The sequence below is a fragment of the Pseudomonas fluorescens genome, from assembly GCF_003732425.1.
Lineage (GTDB): Bacteria > Pseudomonadota > Gammaproteobacteria > Pseudomonadales > Pseudomonadaceae > Aquipseudomonas > Aquipseudomonas fluorescens_BE.
Map to the genome: position 1 here is coordinate 735,790 of NZ_MOBX01000016.1, position 19,108 is coordinate 754,897.

The window sequence follows — 19,108 nt, forward strand, 5'->3', positions numbered from 1 at the left end:
CTGACCGTCGGGCGGGCGTCATTATTTTGTCTGATTGAGTACCAGCAACAGCGCCGCCGTTTGTGCATCCGGCGTGCCGTCGAAGCGCGCAGGGCGGAAGTGCATCTGGAAGGCGGCGAGGACATGGCGCGTCGCGACGTCGAGTTCACCGGTCTGCGGCGTGTCGTAGCCGAGGTGTGCCAGTTGCGCCTGAAACCAGCTGATGCTTGGCAGTTCGCTGCTGTTGAACAGCATTTGCTGGCGCGCTACCGCCTGTTCGTTCGGCCATATGCCCAAGCCTTCGGCAGCGAGGCGCTTCCACGGGAACAATGGCCCCGGATCGAGTTTGCGCAGTGGCGCGATGTCGCTGTGGCCGATGATGTGACGCGGGCTGATGCCGTTGCGCTTGCTGATGTCTTTGAGCAGGACGATCAACGATTGAATCTGCGCTTCGCTGTACGGGTACCACAGCCGCCCGGTCGGGGTGTCCTTGAAGCCCGGGTTGACGATTTCGATGCCGATCGAGCTGGAGTTGAGCCAGGTACGGCCTTGCCACTGGCTTTCGCCGGCGTGCCAGGCGCGCTGGTTTTCGTCCAGCAGCTTGTAAATGGTGCCGCTCTTGTCGTCGCCGATCAGGTAATGGCTGCTGACTTCGCCGTGGGTCAGCAATTGCAGCGAGCGTTCCAGCGAGGCCGAGGTGTAGTGGACGATTACGAACTGGATACGGCTGTCGTAATTGGCTGAAGGATGGCTGGTGTCGTAACGCGGGGCGCTGGCACAACCGGCCAGAACGAGCAGCGACGCGAGGAGGGCAGTGAATTTCATGGCAGAGGACGGTACACGCAAGACAGTAATGCAACAGTGTAACGTACTGCCTTGCGTCTCGACGGTCAGCGGGCGGATTTAAACAAAATGGAACAATTTGCTCAGCCCAGCTCGACCCGGTTGCGTCCCGCGTTTTTCGCCCGATATAGCGCCTGATCGGCTCTTTTCAGCACCAGGTCGCTGTGTTCTCCGGCACGGAATGTCGCCAGCCCTATGGAAATAGTGATCGTCACTCGCTCGCCCTTGAAGTGGAACGGGCAGGCTTCGATGGCGGCGCGCAGGGTCTCCAGCAGTTTGGCACCGACCGCTGGCGGCGTCGCCGGCATCAACAGAACGAACTCCTCCCCGCCGAAACGGGCAATGAAATCCGAGCCACGCAGGCGTTTGCGCAGCACGGTGGCGATGATTTTCAGCACCTTGTCGCCGGCCAGATGGCCGTAGTTGTCGTTGATGCGTTTGAAGTGATCGAGGTCGAGCATGGCCAGGCTCAGGGTATTGCCGTGCTGTTGCCACTGCTTGATTTCATGTTCGAGACGTTCGCTCCACGCGGCGCGATTGGGCAAGCCGGTAAGCGGATCGATCAAGGCTTTCTGCCTTTGTACTTCAAGATGTTCGCGGAAACCCTGGGCTTCCTGCTCCATATGCGCCACGCGTTCCGACAGGCTTTTCAGTCGCGTTGCGACTTCCTGCTCACGGGCGTCGCGCTGCTTCTGGTGCTGGTCCATGGTGCCGAGCAGGCCTTCGAGATGATTCTCCAGCACGTGCTTGAGGTCTTCCAGGTCCGCTGCTTCTTGCACGCTGGTCTGCAAGCCGTCGACTTGCTCGCGGATTTGCGTGTCCATGGCCTTTGCTGCCGAACTGTTATCGGCATGGCCTGCGCTGGCCGCTTGCAGGTTGCTCTGGAACGCTTCGAGGCGTTCGTTGAGTTGTTGCAGATAGGCTTCGAATTCGTGCTGACCGCTGTCGGTGATCGCCAGCATCAACGTCGCCAGATCGTCGAGGATCGGGATCAGTTCGTACCAGTTCAAGCCGTGTTTCAGCCGTTCGCGCATGGCCTCGGCTTGCGGGCGGTGACGCTCCGGCAGGGTCAGGTCGTCGAGCAGACCGATCAGGGTGTCTTCGATGTGCTTGGCCACGGAGCTGTAGGACGGCTCCGGTGTGTCCGGCAGGGCGAACAGGATGTCGTGTTCGGCTTGTTCCGGGTCAATGGCCGCCAGCGCCTGCGCGATGGGTTCGGGCAGGGGCAGGCTGTCGAGGATCAGTGGCGATGGATCACCGGGGTGGATCAGTTCATCGGGGTTGACCGCCTCAGCTGTGATCGGCGCTTGAGTCGGCGCTGAAGCCGGGGCGAATACAGGCCCGGGCTTGAAGCGCTCCGCCTCCGGTTCGTCCGGTTCACTGATAACTTCGCTGACGACCGTGGGCGGCACAAAGGCCACCACAGTTGCCGGTTCCAACCGGGTCGGGGCGGCTGGCGTGGTTGGTTCGACAACAGGCGCAGGTGCTTCGCTGACAGGAGCTGCCGGTACCGGCTCAACCGCCGCGACAGCGGCGGGCTGTACGGTTTCTGGTGCGGGTGACGGTGCAGCCAGCGGTTGCACTGGCGGCGCGGGTTGAACCTGCGCGGGCGATTCTGCCGCGTGCGCTTCTTCACTATCGCGACTGCCAAACAGACGCTGCAACAACCCCGGGCGCCCCGGTTCCGCCGGCGTCTCCAATTGGCTTAATGCCTTGCCCTGCAAACCACTGAGTTCACTCAGCAACAGCGGCATTTCCCGCGCCGAGCCGACGCGGCTATCCAGCTGTTTGGCGAATTTCTTCAGTGGCTGGGCGACATCCCGCGGCAGCGGCAGAGCCTGCAATTGGGTGACCAGCGACGTCAGTGCGGTGCTGACTTGATCGATGCGGGTTTCGCGGCGCTGCTCGGAATCGAGCACGGCTTTTTCCAGGCGCGGCAACAGGGCGGCGAGGCCGGCGTCCATGTCGTCGGTGCGCACCACATCACGCATTTCCTTCATGCATTGATCAACGACCTTGTCGGTGCCTTCTGCCGCCAGGGTGCTGCGCACCAGACCGCGCCGCAGCAAGTCGAGCCTGGCGGCCCAGCGCCGTTCAAGCTTGTCCTGCTGTTCGATGCTTTTGAGGTACTTCTCTTTCCAGCGCTGGGCGTCGTCGCTCATTCAGGGGTTCCGCGAGGGGCAGGACTCAACGCGGGCAATGCATCGGCCGTGAGCGAACCCGGCAGACGAATCTCTACCGCGACCGGCAGGTGATCGGAAATCGGTTGTGCCAGCACTTCGACCTTTTCCAGGGTCAAGGTCGGGCTGAGCAAAATATGATCAAGGCAACGCTGCGGGCGCCAGCTGGGGAAAGTCGCTTCCACCTGCGGGGCGAGCAAGCCGAGATCGCGTAACGGTGACTGTTGTAGCAAATCGCTGGCGTGGGTGTTCATGTCGCCCATCAACACCTGATGCTTGTAACCGCCGATCAGCTCACGAATGTAGCCCAGTTGCAGGCTACGCGTTCGCGCGCCGAGGGCCAGGTGCATCATCACCACCACCAACGCTTCCGGGCCTTCGCCGAAGCGCAGCAGGATTGCGCCACGACCTTTCGGGCCGGGCAGCGGGTGATCTTCGATCGCCCACGGTTTCAGGCGACTGAGCACGCCATTGCTGTGCTGTGCCAGTCGACCGAGGTTGCGGTTGAGTTGTTGATACCAGTAGGGGAAGGCGCCGAGATGCGCCAGGTGTTCGACTTGATTGACGTAGCCTGAGCGCAGGCTACCGCCATCGGCTTCCTGCAGGGCGACCAGATCGAAGTCGCCAAGCAGATCGCCGATCTTTTGCAGATTGCCTGAGCGTCCGGTGTGCGGCAGAAGGTGCTGCCAGCTGCGGGTCAGGTAATGCCGATAACGCTCGGTGCTGATGCCGACCTGGATATTGAAACTGAGCAAGCGCAGACGCTGGTCTGCTGGCAAGCCCGTCGATGCCAGGTGATGCTCGTTGACCTGCGGTTCATGCAGGCCAACGGTGCGTTCGGTCTTCCAGCGGCGCATGGCGGTTGCCGCGCTTAGTTGGCAGCAGCCTTGGTTGCCGCTCGCTCTTTGGCGACCAGTTGGTCAGCCAGTTTCAGCGCCTGCTCGGCACCACCGGCAGAGCCGATGTCGAAGCGGTATTTACCATTGACGATCATGGTTGGTACGCCAGTGATTTCATACTTCTTGGCCAGTTCACGGGCCTTGACGATCTGACCTTTGATGGCGAACGAGTCGAAGGTTGCGAGGAACTTGTCCTTGTCCACGCCTTGAGTGGCTAGGAAGTCAGCCATGTCGTTCTTGTCGGTCAGCTTTTTGTGTTGTTTTTGGATGGCTTCGAAAACCGCAGCGTGAACCTTGTGCTCGACACCCATGGCTTCCAGGGTCAGGAACATCTGGCCGTGAGCGTCCCATGGGCCGCCGAACATGGCCGGGATACGCACGAAGTTGACGTCCGATGGCAGTTTCTCAACCCATGGGTTGATTACCGGCTCAAAGGCGTAGCAGTGCGGGCAGCCGTACCAGAACAGCTCGACCACTTCGATCTTGCCAGGCTCTGCAACCGGTACCGGGTTGGCCAGCTCGACGTAAGGGGCGGCTGGGGCTTCGGCGGCTTGAGCGGTCACGCCGAACAGGCTGGCAGCGACGAGGGCGGCGCTGATGATCAGATTACGCATGCTTTACTCCTGGACAATTTGGGTCGCCTCGCGCGACCTGTTTTCAGACAGATCCTGGCGGGCATGAGTTCTGTAGTGTAACGGCAGCGGCCACAAAAAAGGGCGGCCAAAGCCACCCTTTTTATACTTGCTGCGACGGATTAATCGAGCGTTAACGTTGCGCGAGATCTATCGCTGCCAAGTGCGGTCTTAATGCAGGCCTTGAATGTAGCTGGCGACTGCGGCGATGTCTTCATCGCTGAGCTTGCGCGCGATGGTGCGCATGGTCATGGCATCACCGTCATTGGCGCGACCGCCTTCTTCCTTGCGGAAATCAGTCAGTTGCTTGGCGATGTATTGAGCGTGCTGGCCACCCAGGTGCGGGAAGCCGGCGGCGGCGTTGCCGGCACCGTTAGGGGAATGGCAACCGGTGCAGGCTGGCAGGCCTTTGTCCAGGTTGCCGCCACGGAACAGGGCCTCACCGCGCGCGACGATCTTCGGATCGGCGGCACCGACGCTGCCTTTCTGGCTGGCGAAGTAGGCAGCCATGTCAGCCAGATCCTGATCGCTCAGGTTGGTCAGCAGGCCGGTCATTTCCAGAACGGTGCGCTTGCCCGACTTGATGTCGTGCAATTGCTTGTCGAGGTAGCGTTCACCTTGACCGGCCAGTTTCGGAAAGTTTGGCGCCATGCTGTTCCCGTCCGGGCCATGGCAGGCTCCGCAAACGGCGGCTTTTGCCTGGCCTGCTGCGGCATCACCGGCAGCATGGGCGAAGCCCGAGATTCCCACGGTCAACAGCAGACTCACGATCAATTTGTTCATCAGCTAATCCAACTACGGCTAAGGGTTAAGTTATGGACCGGGCTTACTCGCTCATCCAAAGGATGATGGCTTGGTAATCCTCGGCACTGCAGTCCATGCACAAACCACGCGGCGGCATCGCCTTGAAACCCTGGGTCACGTGTTGCACCAGCGTCCCCATACCTTTCGCCAACCTCGGCGTCCAAGCTTCCTGATCGCCTCTTTTGGGCGCCATGGGTAGTTGGCCGGAATGACAGGCACCACAAACACGGTTGTACACAGCTTCCGGATCCTGTGTAGCCTGTGCGCTGTAAAGCGGCATCAAGACTCCGGCAGCCAGCAGCCATTTCGTCATAAAACGACCTTTTCAGGGTTGAGAGCGTTCTGCGTTCTAATGCGCAATCAAGGTCTGTCGCTCTCGTGAACTTCATCCTTCGCTGGGACAAAGCACACACAAAATCTGCGGCATTATATACTGGCGTCACTGAAACGGAAGCGACACCGCGTTCCGCGCCCAATCCCGGCGCCGCCCACATCGGAAATCCCATGCAACTCAAGAATCCCATCCTCGGCCTGTGCCAACAGTCCACGTTCATGCTCAGTGCCGCCAAAGTCGATCAATGCCCTGACGACGAAGGCTTCGAAGTGGCGTTTGCCGGTCGTTCCAACGCCGGCAAATCCAGCGCACTGAACACCCTGACTCACGCCAGCCTGGCGCGCACCTCGAAAACCCCGGGTCGCACACAGCTGTTGAACTTCTTCAAGCTAGACGATGATCGGCGTCTGGTCGACCTGCCAGGCTACGGTTACGCAAAAGTACCGATCCCGCTCAAGCAACACTGGCAGCGTCACCTTGAGGCTTATCTCGGTGGCCGGGAGAGTTTGAAAGGTTTGATTCTGATGATGGACATCCGTCATCCAATGACCGACTTCGACCTGTTGATGCTCGACTGGGCCGTTGCGGCCGGCATGCCAATGCACATTTTGCTGACCAAGGCCGACAAACTCACCTACGGCGCAGCCAAGAACACCCTGCTCAAAGTGCAGTCGGAAATTCGCAAGGGTTGGGGTGATCTGGTCACCATCCAGCTGTTCTCGGCACCAAAACGCATGGGCCTGGAAGAGGCCTACACTGTACTGGCCGGCTGGATGGAGCTCGCAGACAAAGGCGCCGAGGCGGCAGCCGAGTAAGACAATTTCAAAACTGTCTGTGGTGCTTTTAAAGCAGCATGACGGCATCACAGCCAGTTTTTGGGCAAAAAAAGCCCCGGATTTCATTGGGGAGGGAGAAATTCCGGGGTTTAAGTTCCGAACCGCTAGGGCGGGGTTCAGATATCTGCCAACACTTAACACAACATAGGAGCATCGAAGGGCTTCACCAGCCATTCAGTATCTCTGAGTAGTGTCCTTCCAGATTAGTTCAGATTTTTTTCAAAAAGCTTTGGAATAATCCCAAGCGCTTTTCGAAATAAGCAGGTTTTACCGGCGTTGCCGCGACGTTGTGTCGCGGCAGAACCATCATCAAATGGCTCAGTGAGCCTCATCCCAGTTGTTGCCCACACCGACCTCGACCAGCAGCGGTACATCCAGTTTCACCGCTTCGCTCATGTGCACGCGGATTTCTGCGCTGACCTGTTCGACCAGATCCTCGCGAACCTCCAGCACCAGTTCATCGTGCACCTGCAGAATGACTTTGGCGTCCAGCCCGGATGTCGCCAGCCAGTTATCCACCGCCACCATGGCTTTCTTGATGATGTCGGCAGCGGTGCCTTGCATCGGCGCGTTGATCGCCGTGCGTTCGGCGGCGGCGCGTTCCTGCGGTTTGTTCGAGTTGATTTCGGGCAGGTACAGGCGACGGCCGAAGAAGGTCTCGACATACCCCTGATCCGCCGCTTGGGCGCGGGTGCGATCCATATACTCGCGCACGCCGGGATAGCGGGCGAAGTAGGTGTCGATGTAAGCCTTGGCGGTCTTGGTGTCGACGCCGATGTCCTTGCCGAGCTTCTGCGCACCCATGCCGTAGATCAGGCCGAAGTTGATCGCCTTGGCGCCACGACGCTGATCCGAGGTCACCTCGTTGAGTTCGACCTTGAACACTTCGGCAGCGGTGGCGGTGTGCACGTCCAGATTGTTGCGGAAGGCATTCATCAGGCCTTCGTCCTTGGACAAGTGCGCCATGATCCGCAGTTCGATCTGCGAATAGTCCGCCGCCAGCAGTTTGTAGCCCTTTGGCGCTACAAACGCCTGACGGATGCGGCGGCCTTCAGCGGTGCGCACCGGGATGTTCTGCAGGTTCGGATCGCTGGAAGACAAACGCCCGGTCGACGCCACAGCCTGATGATAAGAGGTGTGGATACGCCCGGTGCGCGGGTTGATCTGCTCTGGCAGACGATCGGTGTAAGTGCTTTTCAGCTTGCTCATCGAACGGTGCTCCATCAGCACCTTCGGCAAGCGGTGATCGTCTTCAGCGAGTTTCGCCAACACTTCTTCGGCGGTGGACGGCTGACCTTTGGCGGTCTTCTTCAGCACCGGCAGACCGAGCTTTTCATAGAGAATCACGCCCAGTTGCTTCGGCGAGCCGAGGTTGAACTCTTCCCCGGCGATCTCGAACGCTTCGCGCTCCAGCGCGACCATTTTGTTGCCTAACTCGATGCTCTGGATGCCTAGCAGCTCGGCATCAACGAACGCACCCTGGCGCTCAATGCGCGCCAGCACCGGCACCAGCGGGATTTCGATATCGGTCAGCACGCTGGCCAGGCTCGGGATTGCGCTGAGTTTTTCGAACAGCGTCTGATGCAAGCGCAGGGTGATGTCGGCGTCTTCAGCGGCATACGGCCCGGCCTGTTCCAGAGCGATCTGGTCGAAGGTCAGCTGCTTGGCGCCTTTGCCGGCGATGTCCTGGAAGCTCACGGTGGTGTGATCCAGGTACTTCTGCGCAAGGCTGTCCATGTCGTGGCGGGTGGCGGTGGAGTTGAGCACGTAGGATTCAAGCATCGTGTCGAAGGCAATGCCGCGCACGTTGATGCCCTGGCTCTGATCGCCGCCGATGGCGCAGTTGGCCAAAATGTTCATGTCGAACTTGGCGTGCTGGCCGACCTTGAGTTTGCTCGGGTCTTCCAGAATCGGCTTGAGTGCGCGCAGCACGGTGTCGCGATCCAGCTGCTCCGGCACGCCGATGTAGGAGTGGGTCAGCGGGATGTACGCGGCTTCGTTGGCCTGCACGGCGAACGACAGGCCGACCAGTTGCGCCTGTTGCGCGTCGATGCCGGTGGTTTCGGTGTCGAAGGCGAACAGCTTGGCGTTGTTGAGCTTTTCCAGCCAGACGTCGAAGCGCGCCTGATCGAGGATGGTTTCGTAAGCGGCTTCAGCCGGAGCGGCAGGCGCTTCTTCCGCTGGCGCGCTGAACAAATCGCCGGCCGGCGCAGGCTCGGCAGCTGCGCTCAGTTCCAGACGCTTGGCGTCGCGATCCAGATCATTGATCCAGCTTTTGAATTCCAGCAGGGAGTACAACTCGTAGAGCTTGGCCGGGTCTTCCGCGCCCATTTGCAGGTCGTCGAGTTCGATGTCCAGCGGCACGTCGACCTTGATGGTCGCCAGTTGATAGGAGAGGAACGCCATCTCCTTGTGCTCTTCGAGCTTGGCCGGCAGGGTTTTCGCGCCGCGAATCGGTAGCGTCGGGACGATGTCGAGGTTCGCGTACAGCTCGGTGAGGCCGCCGTTCACACCGACCAGCAGGCCTGACGCAGTCTTCGGGCCGATGCCGGGAACGCCCGGAATGTTGTCGGACGAATCGCCCATCAACGCCAGATAATCAATGATCTGCTCCGGTGCGACGCCGAATTTCTCCTTCACGCCCTCCACGTCCATCGAGCTACCGGACATGGTGTTGACCAAGGTAATGTGACCGTCGACCAGTTGCGCCATGTCCTTGTCGCCAGTGGAGATGATCACCGGGCGGTCCGCTGCCGCGCTGCTGCGGGCGAGGGTGCCGATCACGTCGTCGGCCTCGACGCCTTCCACGCACAGGAGCGGGAAACCGAGGGCAATCACGCTCTGGTGCAGCGGCTCGATCTGTACGCGCATGTCGTCGGGCATGCTGGGGCGGTTGGCTTTGTAGTCGGCGTACATCTCATCGCGAAATGTCCCGCCCTTGGCGTCGAACACCACGGCGAACGGGCTGTCCGGGTACCGCTTGCGCAGACTCTTGAGCATGTTCAGCACGCCTTTGACCGCACCGGTCGGCAGGCCTTTGGAGGTGGTCAGTGGTGGCAGCGCGTGAAAAGCGCGGTACAGGTAAGACGAACCGTCCACCAGGACGAGGGGGGCTTGGCTCATGAGCAGGATCAACCTTTTCGGCGGGTCCGGCGCTAGAATAGCGGGACCGTTGACGACAAAGGGACAAGGTTATCATGCGTACGTTAAATCGCTTGCTGCTGGTCGGTCTGATTGCTGCCTCACCGTTGGCCGCGATGGCGGCGGATGATGCGCCCGCTTCGGAGCCGGAAGTTACTATCAACACGCACACGGAAGGCGACAAGGTCATCCAGGAATACAGTCGCAGTGGCTTCGTCTACGCGATCAAGGTCACGCCGAAGGGTGGCAAACCGTATTTCCTGGTGCGCGCCGATGGCACGGATGCGAATTACATTCGCTCCGACCAGCCGGATATGCTGATTCCGTCGTGGGAAATCTTTACCTGGAAGTAAGTTTCCCGACTTTTAATCGGCGTCGCCTGAGCGCGACGCCTGAACTGAGCAGTTTTTAACCATGTCTGTGTTCACTCCCCTGGCTCGGCCCGAGCTGGAAACCTTTCTCGCCCCTTACGGGCTTGGCCGTCTGCTTGATTTCCAGGGGATCGCCGCCGGCAGCGAAAACACCAATTTCTTTATCAGCCTGGAGCAGGGCGAGTTCGTCCTGACCCTGGTCGAACGCGGCCCGGTGCAGGAAATGCCGTTTTTCATCGACCTGCTCGATGTGCTGCACGAAGCCGATCTGCCGGTGCCTTACGCACTGCGCACCACTGACGGCGTCGCGTTGCGTGAACTCAAGGGCAAACCGGCCCTGTTGCAACCGCGCCTGTCCGGCAAGCACATCAAGGTTGCCAATGCGCAGCATTGCGCGCAGGTCGGCGAGTTGCAGGCACATCTGCACCTGGCGACCCAGGGCGAGCGCATGATCAAGCGCAAGACCGATCGTGGCCTGGACTGGATGTTGAAGGAGGGCAGCGAATTGCTCTCACACCTGAGCGATGAGCCGCGTGCCTTGCTGCAAAAGGCCCTCGATGAAATCACCGAGCGCAAAGACAAGATTCTCGCGCTGCCTCGGGCGAACATTCATGCCGACCTGTTTCGCGATAACGCGATGTTCGAAGGTACGCACCTGACTGGTCTGATCGACTTCTACAACGCCTGCTCGGGGCCGATGCTCTACGACGTGGCGATTGCCTTGAATGACTGGTGCTCGGACGAGGACGGTTTGATCGATGGCCCGCGTGCTCGCGCTTTCCTTGGCGCCTATGCGGCGTTGCGACCGTTTACGGCGGCGGAGGCAGAGTTGTGGCCGACGATGCTGCGCGTGGCGTGTGTGCGGTTCTGGCTGTCGCGGTTGATCGCGGCGGAGCAGTTTGCCGGGCAGGACGTGTTGATTCACGATCCTAAGGAGTTCGAACAGCGCTTGGCGCAGCGGCAGCAGGTCAATACACCGTTACCGTTCGCCCTTTAACTTGTGGCGAGCGAGCTTGCTCGCGCCGGGCTGCGAAGCGGCCCCAAAATGTAGGCAGTCAGCCTTATTTTTGTGAGTGCTGCGCACTCAAGCGGGAGCAAGCTCCCTCGCCACAGTTATTGTGGGGTTACAACGATTCCAGGCACCCTGCCAGATCATTGCCCAGCTTCTCCAGCACCTGCTCATACCCCTGAGCCGTCGCCGGGGTGTATCCGCCCAGCGCGTCCAGCTCCGCCAGCTTCACCGGCAAACCTGCCACCAATGTTTCGGCCAGACGCGGACGCAACGGCGGCTCGCTGAACACACAAGTTTTGCCCACTTCCTGCAAGCGCTTGCGCATCGCCGCGACATGTTGCGCGCCCGGCTGCACTTCGGCCGCCACACTGAACACGCCGGCGTGCTTCAGGCCGTAAGCCTCTTCAAAATAATCAAACGCCTCGTGAAAGACGAAGTACGGCTTGCCTTCAACACTGGCCAGGCGCTTCTTCAAACGCTGATCCAGCGCATCCAGACGCTCATCGAATGCCTTGGCATTGCTCTGATAACGCTCGGCATTCGCCGGGTCCGCAGCGCTCAAGTCAGCGGCCATCTTGTCGGCAATCACCCGCGCATTCACCGGTGATAACCACAAATGCGCATCCAGCGTGCCCGGGCGGTGATCGTGATCATGTTCGTCGGCGTCTTCGGCGTGGGAATGGCTGTCCTCAGCAAAACGTCGCAGTTTCATCCCCGGCAGATCCTGCACGGCGACGCTCGGCAGCGTCCGGCCATTCAGCACACGGGGCAGAAAACCTTCCATGTCCGGGCCGATCCAGTAGAGCAGATCCACCGATTGCACCTTCCGTACGTCGGATGGCCGTAGGGCGTAATTGTGTGGCGAAGCACCCGGCGGCAGCAGCACTTCGGGAATCGCCACGCCGTCCTGCACGGCCGCTGCAATCAGCTGCAACGGTTTGATGCTGGTGAGGACTTTGACCTCGGCCTGAGCCGAACCGATCAGCAGAAAACTGGCGACAAAAGCCACAAAAACAGAAAAAAGTCGGGACACGATGACCACTCAAGGAGGCGAGAACGGGTAACATAATAACGTCTCTATCAAAACTCGTCGCCGCCCATGCCTATTACACCGATTGCCAGCCGTCCCCACGACCACTCACATTGCGTGCACAGCGCTTTGTCCGAGGCCGATACCTTGTGCGCCCAGAAAGGCTTGCGCCTGACCGCGTTGCGCCGCCGGGTGCTGGAACTGGTGTGGCAGAGCCACAAGCCGCTGGGCGCCTACGACATTCTCGCGGTGCTCAGCGAGCAGGACGGCCGCCGCGCTGCGCCGCCGACCGTGTACCGCGCGCTGGATTTCCTCTTGGAAAACGGCCTGGTGCACCGCATCTCCTCGCTCAACGCCTTCGTCGGCTGCGTGCACCCGGAGCATGCGCATCAGGGCCAGTTCCTGATCTGCCGCGATTGCCACGCTGCTATCGAGCTTGAGCAAAAAGTGATCAGCGACGCAATCATCAACAGCGCCAAAGACGTTGGTTTCATCGTCGAAGCGCAGACCGTCGAAGTCGTCGGCCTGTGCTCCGGTTGCCAGGGGGCTTGATGAGCAACGCGCTGATCCGTCTGGAGCAGGTCGCCGTCACGTTTGCCGGGCAGGCTGTGCTGGACAACATCGAGTTGAGCGTCGAGCCGGGGCAGATCGTCACCCTGATCGGCCCCAACGGCGCCGGTAAGACCACCTTGGTGCGCGCCGTGCTTGGCCTGTTGAAACCGGACAGCGGCAGCGTCTGGCGCAAGCCGAAACTGCGCGTTGGCTACATGCCGCAAAAACTCCACGTTGATCCGACGTTGCCGTTGTCGGTACTGCGCTTTCTGCGCCTGGTGCCGGGCGTTGATCGTCCGCGTGCGTTGGCCGCGTTGAAAGAAGTCGGCGCCGAACACGTCATCGACAGCCCGGTACAAAGCGTTTCTGGTGGTGAGATGCAGCGCGTGCTGCTCGCTCGGGCGCTGCTGCGCGAGCCTGAGTTGCTGGTGCTCGATGAACCGGTGCAAGGCGTCGACGTCGCCGGCCAAGCCGAGTTGTACAGCCTGATCACCCGACTGCGCGACCGCCACGGCTGCGGCGTATTGATGGTGTCCCACGATTTGCATCTGGTGATGAGCACCACCGATCAGGTGGTCTGCCTCAACCGTCACGTCTGCTGCTCCGGGCATCCCGAGCAGGTCAGCGGCGATCCGGCGTTCGTCGAGCTGTTCGGCAAGAACGCGCAGAGCCTGGCGATCTATCACCACCATCACGACCACGCTCATGACCTGCACGGTTCGGTGGTTAAAGGGCCTGTGATTGGCCAGCCTCACGTTCACGGAGACAACTGCAAGCATGGCTGATTTTCTGTTGTATGCCCTGCTTGCAGGTCTGGCGTTGGCGATTGTGGCAGGTCCGTTGGGGTCGTTCGTGGTCTGGCGGCGTATGGCCTATTTCGGCGACACCCTGTCCCACGCGGCCTTGCTCGGTGTGGCGTTGGGCTTTCTGCTGGATGTCAGCCCTGCGGTTGCGGTGACGGTCGGTTGCCTGCTGCTGGCGGTGCTGCTGGTCACGCTTCAACAGCGCCAACCGCTGGCGTCCGACACGCTGTTGGGAATTCTCGCACCGAGCACCCTCTCTCTCGGCCTGGTGGTACTAAGCTTCATGCATGAAGTGCGGATCGACCTGATGGCGTATCTGTTCGGCGACCTGCTGGCGATGAGCCCGACTGATCTGGCGTGGATTCTTGGCGGCAGTGCGGCGGTGCTGGCGTTGCTGGTGACGTTGTGGCGGCCATTGCTGGCGATCACCGTGCACGAAGAGCTGGCCAAGGTTGAAGGTCTGCCGGTGGCGGGCCTGCGCATGGCGCTGATGCTGTTGATTGCGGTGGTGATCGCGGTGGCGATGAAAATCGTCGGGGTGTTGCTGATTACCTCGCTGCTGATCATCCCGGCCGCTGCGGCACAGCGTCACGCCCGCTCGCCGGAGCAGATGGCACTGGGCGCGAGCCTGCTGGGCATGCTCGCCGTGTGTGGCGGGCTGGCGCTGTCATGGTTCAAGGACACTCCGGCCGGGCCGTCAATCGTTGTGACGGCGGCCGCACTGTTTCTGTTGAGTTTTGTTCTGCCCCGTCGTGGGGTGTAGACTTGGCCGCTTTTTGCGCAAATAGAGAGTCGCAGGAATGAAGCCGTTCGCCTCCCGTTATCTGCTCCTTGTCGCATTTTCCGTGCTGCTGGGCGCCTGCCAAAGTACGCCGCCGGTGGCCGAAGCCCCCGATGCGCGCGCTACGGCCATCGCACAGCTGGAGCAAAGCCTGGCCAGCAGCGAACTGGCCACGGCAGAAGACCAATTGGCCGCTTTGCAGAAAGAAACCCCAAACGACCAATCCCTTGAGCAATATCAGCGGCAACTGGCCGAGGCCTATTTGCGTCGCAGCCAGATCGTTCTGCAAAAGGGTGATGTGAATGCGGCCGCTACGGCGCTGAGCCGTGCCCGTGCACTGATGCCGAAAGCTCCGGCGCTGACCGGTGGCGTCAACGGCGCCATTACTGAAGCACGCAAGGCTGAGCTGGAAAAGGCTGAAGCCGCGTTGCTGGCAGCCGAAGCCAAGCCGAAAGCCAAGGTGATCGATCCGACCGCGGAAAGCACCACGGTTGCGTTGAACATCACCGATAGCCGCAAACTTCGCCGGCAACTCGATGCGATCGCCGCCGATGTGGTGAATTATGAGTGTGCTGTGACCATTCAGGCGCCGCGTACCCAGGATTATCCTTGGCTGGCGACATTGCTGACCAAGCGCGTGAAGAAACTCAATCCGGATTTTGATCTGAAGATTGTGAAGCAGACCGTGCGCACAGTACCGGCACAGATGGTCTTGAGTCCGCGTAAACCGTAAAAGAGATCGCAGCCTGCGGCAGCTCCTACATGGGATTGAGATACACCCTGTAGGAGCTGCCGAAGGCTGCGATCTTTTGCTTTTTTACGCAGGAATTGCTTTCGCCTTAGGCTCCCGATCCCAAACCCGATGCTGCCCGATCGCCGCAAAGAACGGCTTGGTCAACGCCGGCACATCCTTGCCCTGCAGCAATCCAGCATCCGCCTCCAGCTTCAACAGATCCTGCAACTGCTTGGCCTCGCCGTGCAGCGCGATTGCCTTCAGGTGCTTGTACGCTTCCAGCAGGTAATGCAACGCCACGCCATCGCCGCTCAACGCTTTCACCGACGCCGCGCCGCCCGGCACAAATACCGCATCGAAAATCACCGACGGCATGCCTTCCATCGACGCATCCACCGCCAGGGTTTTGCCGTCTGCGGTTTTCACCGGCGCAGAAGTCGGGCCGAGCAATTTGGCATGCGCACCTTCAGCGGCCAATGCCTTCTTCATTGCATCAATCGCTGCGCCATCGACGCCGTTGGCAGCAAGAATCGCCACTTTTCGCGTCTTGATGTTTTCTGGTAACAGATTCGCCTGACTCAAAGACGGCGAATGATCGAAGGAAACCTTGCGCACCTCGACCGTGCCTTTACTCGGCGCCGGCAGGCCCAGGTTGGCCGCCACACGCTTAGCCAGTTCCAGATCGATGTTGGCGAGAATCTCGTTCACCTCCCGCGCGCGGATGAACTCACGTTCGACCTTGCCCAGCTCGAAGCTGTAGGCGGCGATGATGTGTTCCTTCTCGTGCGGGCTCATGCTGTTGAAGAACAACCGTGCCTGAGAGAAGTGATCGCTGAACGACTCGCTGCGCTGGCGGATCTTGTTGGCATCAATGCGCTCTGGATAACTTTCGAAGCCACCGTCCTGCGCGGCTGGCGGGGTTTCTTTTGGCCAGCCGCCATCGATCGAGTTCGGCTCATACGAGGCGCGGCCCTTGTCGATCACCGTGCGGTGCTGAGCATCGCGCTGGCCGTTGTGGAAGGGCGCGACCGGCCGGTTGATCGGCAACTCATGAAAGTTCGGCCCACCGAGTCGGCTGATTTGCGTATCGGTGTAGGAAAACAGCCGACCTTGCAGCAACGGGTCGTTGGAGAAGTCGATGCCCGGCACGATGTGCCCGGGGCAGAACGCAACCTGCTCGGTCTCGGCGAAGAAGTTGTCCGGGTTGCGATTCAAGGTCATCTTGCCCAGTGGCGTGATCGGCACGATTTCTTCGGGGATCAGCTTGGTCGGGTCAAGGATGTCGAAATCGAAGTCGTGCTCGTTTTCCTCTTCGATGATCTGTACGCCGAGTTCCCACTCTGGGTAGTCGCCCATCTCGATCGCTTCCCAGAGGTCGCGACGGTGGTAATCGGTGTCCTTACCGGCGAGTTTCTGCGCCTCGTCCCACACCAGCGAGCAGGTGCCGGCGGTAGGGCGCCAGTGGAATTTGACGAAGCGTGATTTGCCCTCGGCATTGATCAGGCGGAAGGTGTGCACGCCGAAGCCCTGCATGCTGCGCAGGCTTTTCGGGATCGCCCGGTCGGACATCGCCCAGATGACCATGTGCGCCGATTCCGGCACCAGGGATACGAAGTCCCAGAAGGTGTCGTGGGCCGAGCCGCCGGTAGGGATTTCGTTGTGCGGTTCCGGTTTCACCGCGTGAACGAAGTCGGGAAACTTGATCGCGTCCTGAATGAAAAACACCGGCATGTTGTTGCCGACCAGGTCGAAGTTACCTTCATCAGTGAAAAACTTCACCGCGAAACCGCGTACGTCACGCACGGTATCGCCGGAGCCGCGCGGGCCCTGCACCGTGGAAAAGCGCACGAACACCGGGGTCTTTTTCCCCGGGTCTTGAAGGAAACCCGCCTTGGTCAGTGTCGAATGGTTCTCGTAGGCCTGAAAGAAACCATGCGCGCCGGTGCCGCGTGCGTGAACGATGCGCTCCGGAATGCGTTCATGGTCAAAATGCGTGATCTTTTCCCGCATGATGAAGTCTTCAAGCAGCGACGGCCCACGCGGGCCGGCCTTGAGAGTGTTCTGGTTATCGGCGACCTTCACGCCCTGGTTCGTGCGCAGGGCCTGGCCGGTGGCGTCGGAGCGAAACTTCTCGAGGCTGTCGAGTTTGGCGTTGGTGTTGGCGCGATCCGGGGCATCGGTTCCGGCCATCTGGCTTTTGTCGGTCGTAGGCTTCTTGCTCATCAGACGTAAACTCCTCGGTTGACCCCGATCCTTATCGGGGACTCTTGAGTGGTTCCCGGGCACGGCACCCAGGGTTTTCAAGTCGCTTACTAAGTGACTGATGAGGCAATGCCGGCGTTCCTTTTTTATGACCTTTGATCTTGTTATTGCCAAATCGAAGGTTAATTGCGAAATAAATGCTAAGAACCTCTATACGGACAGGCTAAAATGCGCGCCCGGCTAACCGCTGATCCTTTTCTAACGCGCCCCACAAGGTTCGCTACGTGATCGAGTTTCAAAACGTCCACAAGACTTACCGCGTCGCCGGTAAGGACATTCCCGCGCTGCATCCGACCAGTCTCTCCATCGAGAACGGGCAGGTGTTCGGCCTGATCGGCCATTCCGGTGCGGGCAAAAGTACCCTGCTGCGTCTGATCAATCGCCTGGAAGACTCCAGTGGCGGCAAGATCATCGTCGACGGCGAAGAAGTCACCGCACTGGACGCCAATGGCCTGCGCCGTTTCCGTCAGCAAGTCGGGATGATCTTCCAGCACTTCAACCTGCTCGCCTCCAAGACCGTGGCCGACAATGTTGCGTTGCCGTTGACCCTGGCCGGCGAACTGTCGGGCAGCGAGATCGACCAGCGTGTTGCCGAATTGCTGGCGCGGGTCGGTCTATCCGACCATGCCAAAAAATACCCGGCGCAATTGTCCGGCGGCCAGAAGCAGCGTGTTGGCATCGCCCGCGCCCTGGCGACCAAGCCGAAGATTCTGCTGTGTGACGAGGCCACCAGTGCCCTCGACCCGCAGACCACCGCATCGGTCCTGCAACTGTTGGCCGAGATCAACCGCGAGCTGAAACTGACCATCGTCCTGATCACCCACGAGATGGATGTGATCCGTCGCGTTTGCGACCAGGTGGCAGTGATGGACGCTGGCGTGATCGTCGAGCAAGGTTCGGTGGCCGATGTGTTCCTGCATCCAAAACACCCGACCACCAAGCGTTTCGTCCAGGAAAGCGAGCAGATCGACGAAAGCGAACAGCGCGATGACTTCGCTCACGTGCCGGGTCGTATCGTGCGTCTGACCTTCCAGGGCGAAGCGACCTACGCGCCGTTGCTCGGTACTGTCGCCCGGGAAACCGGGGTCGACTACAGCATCCTCGCCGGTCGCATCGACCGCATCAAAGACATTCCGTACGGGCAATTGACCCTCGCCGTCACCGGTGGCGACATGGAAGCGGCCTTCGCCCGCTTCACCGCCGCTGACGTTCATATGGAGGTATTGCGCTAATGGAAGACCTGATCAGTTTCTTCACCAATATCGACTGGTACGAAATCTGGCTGGCCACCGGCGACACGATGCTGATGCTCGGCGGTTCGCTGCTGTTCACCGTGCTGCTGGGCCTGCCGCTGGGCGTGTTGCTGTTCCTCTGCAGCCCGCGTCAGTTGCTGGAAAACCGTGGCCTCTACGCGTTCATGTCGCTGGCGGTGAACATCCTGCGTTCGCTGCCGTTCATTATTCTGTTGATCGTGATGATCCCGTTCACCGTGCTGATCACTGGCACGTCGCTGGGCGTGGCCGGTGCGATTCCGCCGTTGGTTGTCGGTGCGACGCCGTTCTTCGCGCGTCTGGTGGAAACCGCGCTGCGTGAAGTCGATCGCGGCATCATTGAAGCGACCCAGTCGATGGGCGCGACCACCCGGCAGATCATCATGAATGCCTTGCTGCCGGAAGCCCGACCGGGCATCTTCGCGGCGATTACGGTGACGGCGATTACACTGGTGTCCTACACGGCGATGGCCGGTGTGGTCGGCGCCGGTGGTCTGGGTGACCTGGCCATCCGTTTCGGCTACCAGCGTTTCCAGACTGACGTGATGATCGTCACCGTGGTGTTGCTGTTGATTTTGGTGCAAGTGTTGCAGATGGTCGGTGATCGACTGGTCGTGCACTTCTCGCGCAAGTAATCCGGATTTG

Annotated in this window: 18 protein-coding genes; 9 read left to right on the forward strand and 9 right to left on the reverse strand. The window is 60.3% G+C overall.

Going from position 1 to position 19,108, the window contains the following annotated elements:
• Positions 1-21 precede the first annotated feature (21 nt).
• The 6 genes from BK670_RS29100 to BK670_RS29125 all read right to left on the reverse strand — a co-directional run bounded on the left by BK670_RS29100 (position 22) and on the right by BK670_RS29125 (position 5,650).
• Positions 22-804, reverse strand: a complete 783-nt coding sequence (locus tag BK670_RS29100; RefSeq protein ID WP_123454995.1) for an N-acetylmuramoyl-L-alanine amidase — start codon at positions 802-804, stop codon at positions 22-24.
• 101 nt (positions 805-905) lie between these two features.
• Positions 906-2,984: a diguanylate cyclase gene (locus tag BK670_RS29105; RefSeq protein WP_123454997.1), complete on the reverse strand. Its 2,079-nt coding sequence runs from the start codon at positions 2,982-2,984 to the stop codon at positions 906-908.
• Positions 2,981-3,859 (reverse strand): endonuclease/exonuclease/phosphatase family protein, encoded by an 879-nt coding sequence (locus BK670_RS29110; RefSeq protein WP_123455000.1) that lies wholly within the window; start codon positions 3,857-3,859, stop codon positions 2,981-2,983. Before BK670_RS29110 ends, BK670_RS29105 begins: the two co-directional genes overlap by 4 nt.
• A 14-nt stretch (positions 3,860-3,873) precedes the next feature.
• The gene (locus BK670_RS29115; RefSeq protein ID WP_122604722.1) at positions 3,874-4,515 is read right to left on the reverse strand and encodes a thiol:disulfide interchange protein DsbA/DsbL; all 642 of its coding nucleotides are present in this window, start codon (positions 4,513-4,515) and stop codon (positions 3,874-3,876) included.
• Positions 4,516-4,704: 189 nt separating this feature from the next.
• Positions 4,705-5,316, reverse strand: a complete 612-nt coding sequence (locus BK670_RS29120) for a c-type cytochrome (RefSeq protein ID WP_123455002.1) — start codon at positions 5,314-5,316, stop codon at positions 4,705-4,707.
• Positions 5,317-5,359: 43 nt separating this feature from the next.
• The gene (locus BK670_RS29125) at positions 5,360-5,650 is read right to left on the reverse strand and encodes a c-type cytochrome (RefSeq protein WP_038365005.1); all 291 of its coding nucleotides are present in this window, start codon (positions 5,648-5,650) and stop codon (positions 5,360-5,362) included.
• A 191-nt stretch (positions 5,651-5,841) separates the two neighbouring features.
• Between BK670_RS29125 and yihA the strand changes: the two genes are divergently transcribed.
• A complete protein-coding gene (yihA, locus tag BK670_RS29130) occupies positions 5,842-6,486 on the forward strand; it encodes a ribosome biogenesis GTP-binding protein YihA/YsxC (protein ID WP_123455004.1) in 645 nt (214 codons plus the stop codon).
• Positions 6,487-6,825: 339 nt separating this feature from the next.
• Here yihA and polA read toward each other — a convergent pair whose 3' ends face one another.
• Entirely contained in the window at positions 6,826-9,630 is a 2,805-nt protein-coding gene (gene polA, locus BK670_RS29135; RefSeq protein WP_123455007.1) for a DNA polymerase I, read from the reverse strand.
• A gap of 74 nt (positions 9,631-9,704) precedes the next feature.
• Here polA and BK670_RS29140 point away from each other — a divergent pair, with 74 nt between their 5' ends.
• Both BK670_RS29140 and BK670_RS29145 read left to right on the forward strand, forming a co-directional pair.
• On the forward strand, positions 9,705-10,001 hold the full coding sequence (locus BK670_RS29140) for a DUF2782 domain-containing protein (RefSeq protein ID WP_008081231.1): 297 nt from the start codon (positions 9,705-9,707) through the stop codon (positions 9,999-10,001).
• Positions 10,002-10,062: 61 nt separating this feature from the next.
• Positions 10,063-11,016 (forward strand): homoserine kinase, encoded by a 954-nt coding sequence (locus tag BK670_RS29145; RefSeq protein ID WP_123455009.1) that lies wholly within the window; start codon positions 10,063-10,065, stop codon positions 11,014-11,016.
• A 127-nt stretch (positions 11,017-11,143) separates the two neighbouring features.
• On the opposite strand, the gene BK670_RS29150 is transcribed toward BK670_RS29145, so the two are convergent.
• Positions 11,144-12,073: a zinc ABC transporter substrate-binding protein gene (locus BK670_RS29150; protein WP_221178383.1), complete on the reverse strand. Its 930-nt coding sequence runs from the start codon at positions 12,071-12,073 to the stop codon at positions 11,144-11,146.
• A 57-nt stretch (positions 12,074-12,130) separates the two neighbouring features.
• On the opposite strand from BK670_RS29150, the gene BK670_RS29155 reads away from it, so the two are divergent.
• Genes BK670_RS29155 through BK670_RS29170 form a run of 4 tightly spaced genes read left to right on the forward strand, consistent with a single transcriptional unit; the run spans position 12,131 to position 14,930 of the window.
• On the forward strand, positions 12,131-12,613 hold the full coding sequence (locus tag BK670_RS29155) for a Fur family transcriptional regulator (protein ID WP_007911760.1): 483 nt from the start codon (positions 12,131-12,133) through the stop codon (positions 12,611-12,613).
• A complete protein-coding gene (gene znuC / locus BK670_RS29160) occupies positions 12,613-13,398 on the forward strand; it encodes a zinc ABC transporter ATP-binding protein ZnuC (protein WP_103302927.1) in 786 nt (261 codons plus the stop codon). The genes BK670_RS29155 and znuC overlap by 1 nt, the downstream gene beginning before the upstream one ends.
• The gene (gene znuB, locus BK670_RS29165; RefSeq protein ID WP_123455011.1) at positions 13,391-14,179 is read left to right on the forward strand and encodes a zinc ABC transporter permease subunit ZnuB; all 789 of its coding nucleotides are present in this window, start codon (positions 13,391-13,393) and stop codon (positions 14,177-14,179) included. Before znuC ends, znuB begins: the two co-directional genes overlap by 8 nt.
• A gap of 37 nt (positions 14,180-14,216) precedes the next feature.
• Positions 14,217-14,930 (forward strand): PA5502 family lipoprotein, encoded by a 714-nt coding sequence (locus BK670_RS29170; protein WP_123455013.1) that lies wholly within the window; start codon positions 14,217-14,219, stop codon positions 14,928-14,930.
• Between the two features lie 84 nt (positions 14,931-15,014).
• Here the strand turns inward: BK670_RS29170 and katE are convergent, their stop codons facing one another.
• On the reverse strand, positions 15,015-17,156 hold the full coding sequence (gene katE, locus BK670_RS29175) for a catalase HPII (protein ID WP_123455154.1): 2,142 nt from the start codon (positions 17,154-17,156) through the stop codon (positions 15,015-15,017).
• A 260-nt stretch (positions 17,157-17,416) separates the two neighbouring features.
• Between katE and BK670_RS29180 the strand changes: the two genes are divergently transcribed.
• Positions 17,417-18,424, forward strand: coding sequence for a methionine ABC transporter ATP-binding protein (locus tag BK670_RS29180; RefSeq protein ID WP_123455016.1), 1,008 nt, complete (start codon positions 17,417-17,419; stop codon positions 18,422-18,424).
• Positions 18,424-19,098 (forward strand): methionine ABC transporter permease, encoded by a 675-nt coding sequence (locus tag BK670_RS29185; protein ID WP_016986455.1) that lies wholly within the window; start codon positions 18,424-18,426, stop codon positions 19,096-19,098. The genes BK670_RS29180 and BK670_RS29185 overlap by 1 nt, the downstream gene beginning before the upstream one ends.
• Positions 19,099-19,108: the final 10 nt, after the last annotated feature.

Excerpts from the sequence above, each read along its gene's own strand:
- polA (WP_123455007.1), bottom strand. The coding sequence starts at position 9,630 with ATGAGCCAAGCCCCCCTCGTCCTGGTGGACGGTTCGTCTTACCTGTAC.
- BK670_RS29120 (WP_123455002.1), bottom strand. The coding sequence starts at position 5,316 with ATGAACAAATTGATCGTGAGTCTGCTGTTGACCGTGGGAATCTCGGGC.
- BK670_RS29115 (WP_122604722.1), bottom strand. The coding sequence starts at position 4,515 with ATGCGTAATCTGATCATCAGCGCCGCCCTCGTCGCTGCCAGCCTGTTC.
- BK670_RS29155 (WP_007911760.1), top strand. The coding sequence starts at position 12,131 with ATGCCTATTACACCGATTGCCAGCCGTCCCCACGACCACTCACATTGC.
- BK670_RS29145 (WP_123455009.1), top strand. The coding sequence starts at position 10,063 with ATGTCTGTGTTCACTCCCCTGGCTCGGCCCGAGCTGGAAACCTTTCTC.
- BK670_RS29125 (WP_038365005.1), bottom strand. The coding sequence starts at position 5,650 with ATGACGAAATGGCTGCTGGCTGCCGGAGTCTTGATGCCGCTTTACAGC.
- BK670_RS29170 (WP_123455013.1), top strand. The coding sequence starts at position 14,217 with ATGAAGCCGTTCGCCTCCCGTTATCTGCTCCTTGTCGCATTTTCCGTG.
- BK670_RS29110 (WP_123455000.1), bottom strand. The coding sequence starts at position 3,859 with ATGCGCCGCTGGAAGACCGAACGCACCGTTGGCCTGCATGAACCGCAG.
- BK670_RS29105 (WP_123454997.1), bottom strand. The coding sequence starts at position 2,984 with ATGAGCGACGACGCCCAGCGCTGGAAAGAGAAGTACCTCAAAAGCATC.
- znuB (WP_123455011.1), top strand. The coding sequence starts at position 13,391 with ATGGCTGATTTTCTGTTGTATGCCCTGCTTGCAGGTCTGGCGTTGGCG.
- znuC (WP_103302927.1), top strand. The coding sequence starts at position 12,613 with ATGAGCAACGCGCTGATCCGTCTGGAGCAGGTCGCCGTCACGTTTGCC.
- BK670_RS29140 (WP_008081231.1), top strand. The coding sequence starts at position 9,705 with ATGCGTACGTTAAATCGCTTGCTGCTGGTCGGTCTGATTGCTGCCTCA.
- yihA (WP_123455004.1), top strand. The coding sequence starts at position 5,842 with ATGCAACTCAAGAATCCCATCCTCGGCCTGTGCCAACAGTCCACGTTC.
- BK670_RS29100 (WP_123454995.1), bottom strand. The coding sequence starts at position 804 with ATGAAATTCACTGCCCTCCTCGCGTCGCTGCTCGTTCTGGCCGGTTGT.
- BK670_RS29185 (WP_016986455.1), top strand. The coding sequence starts at position 18,424 with ATGGAAGACCTGATCAGTTTCTTCACCAATATCGACTGGTACGAAATC.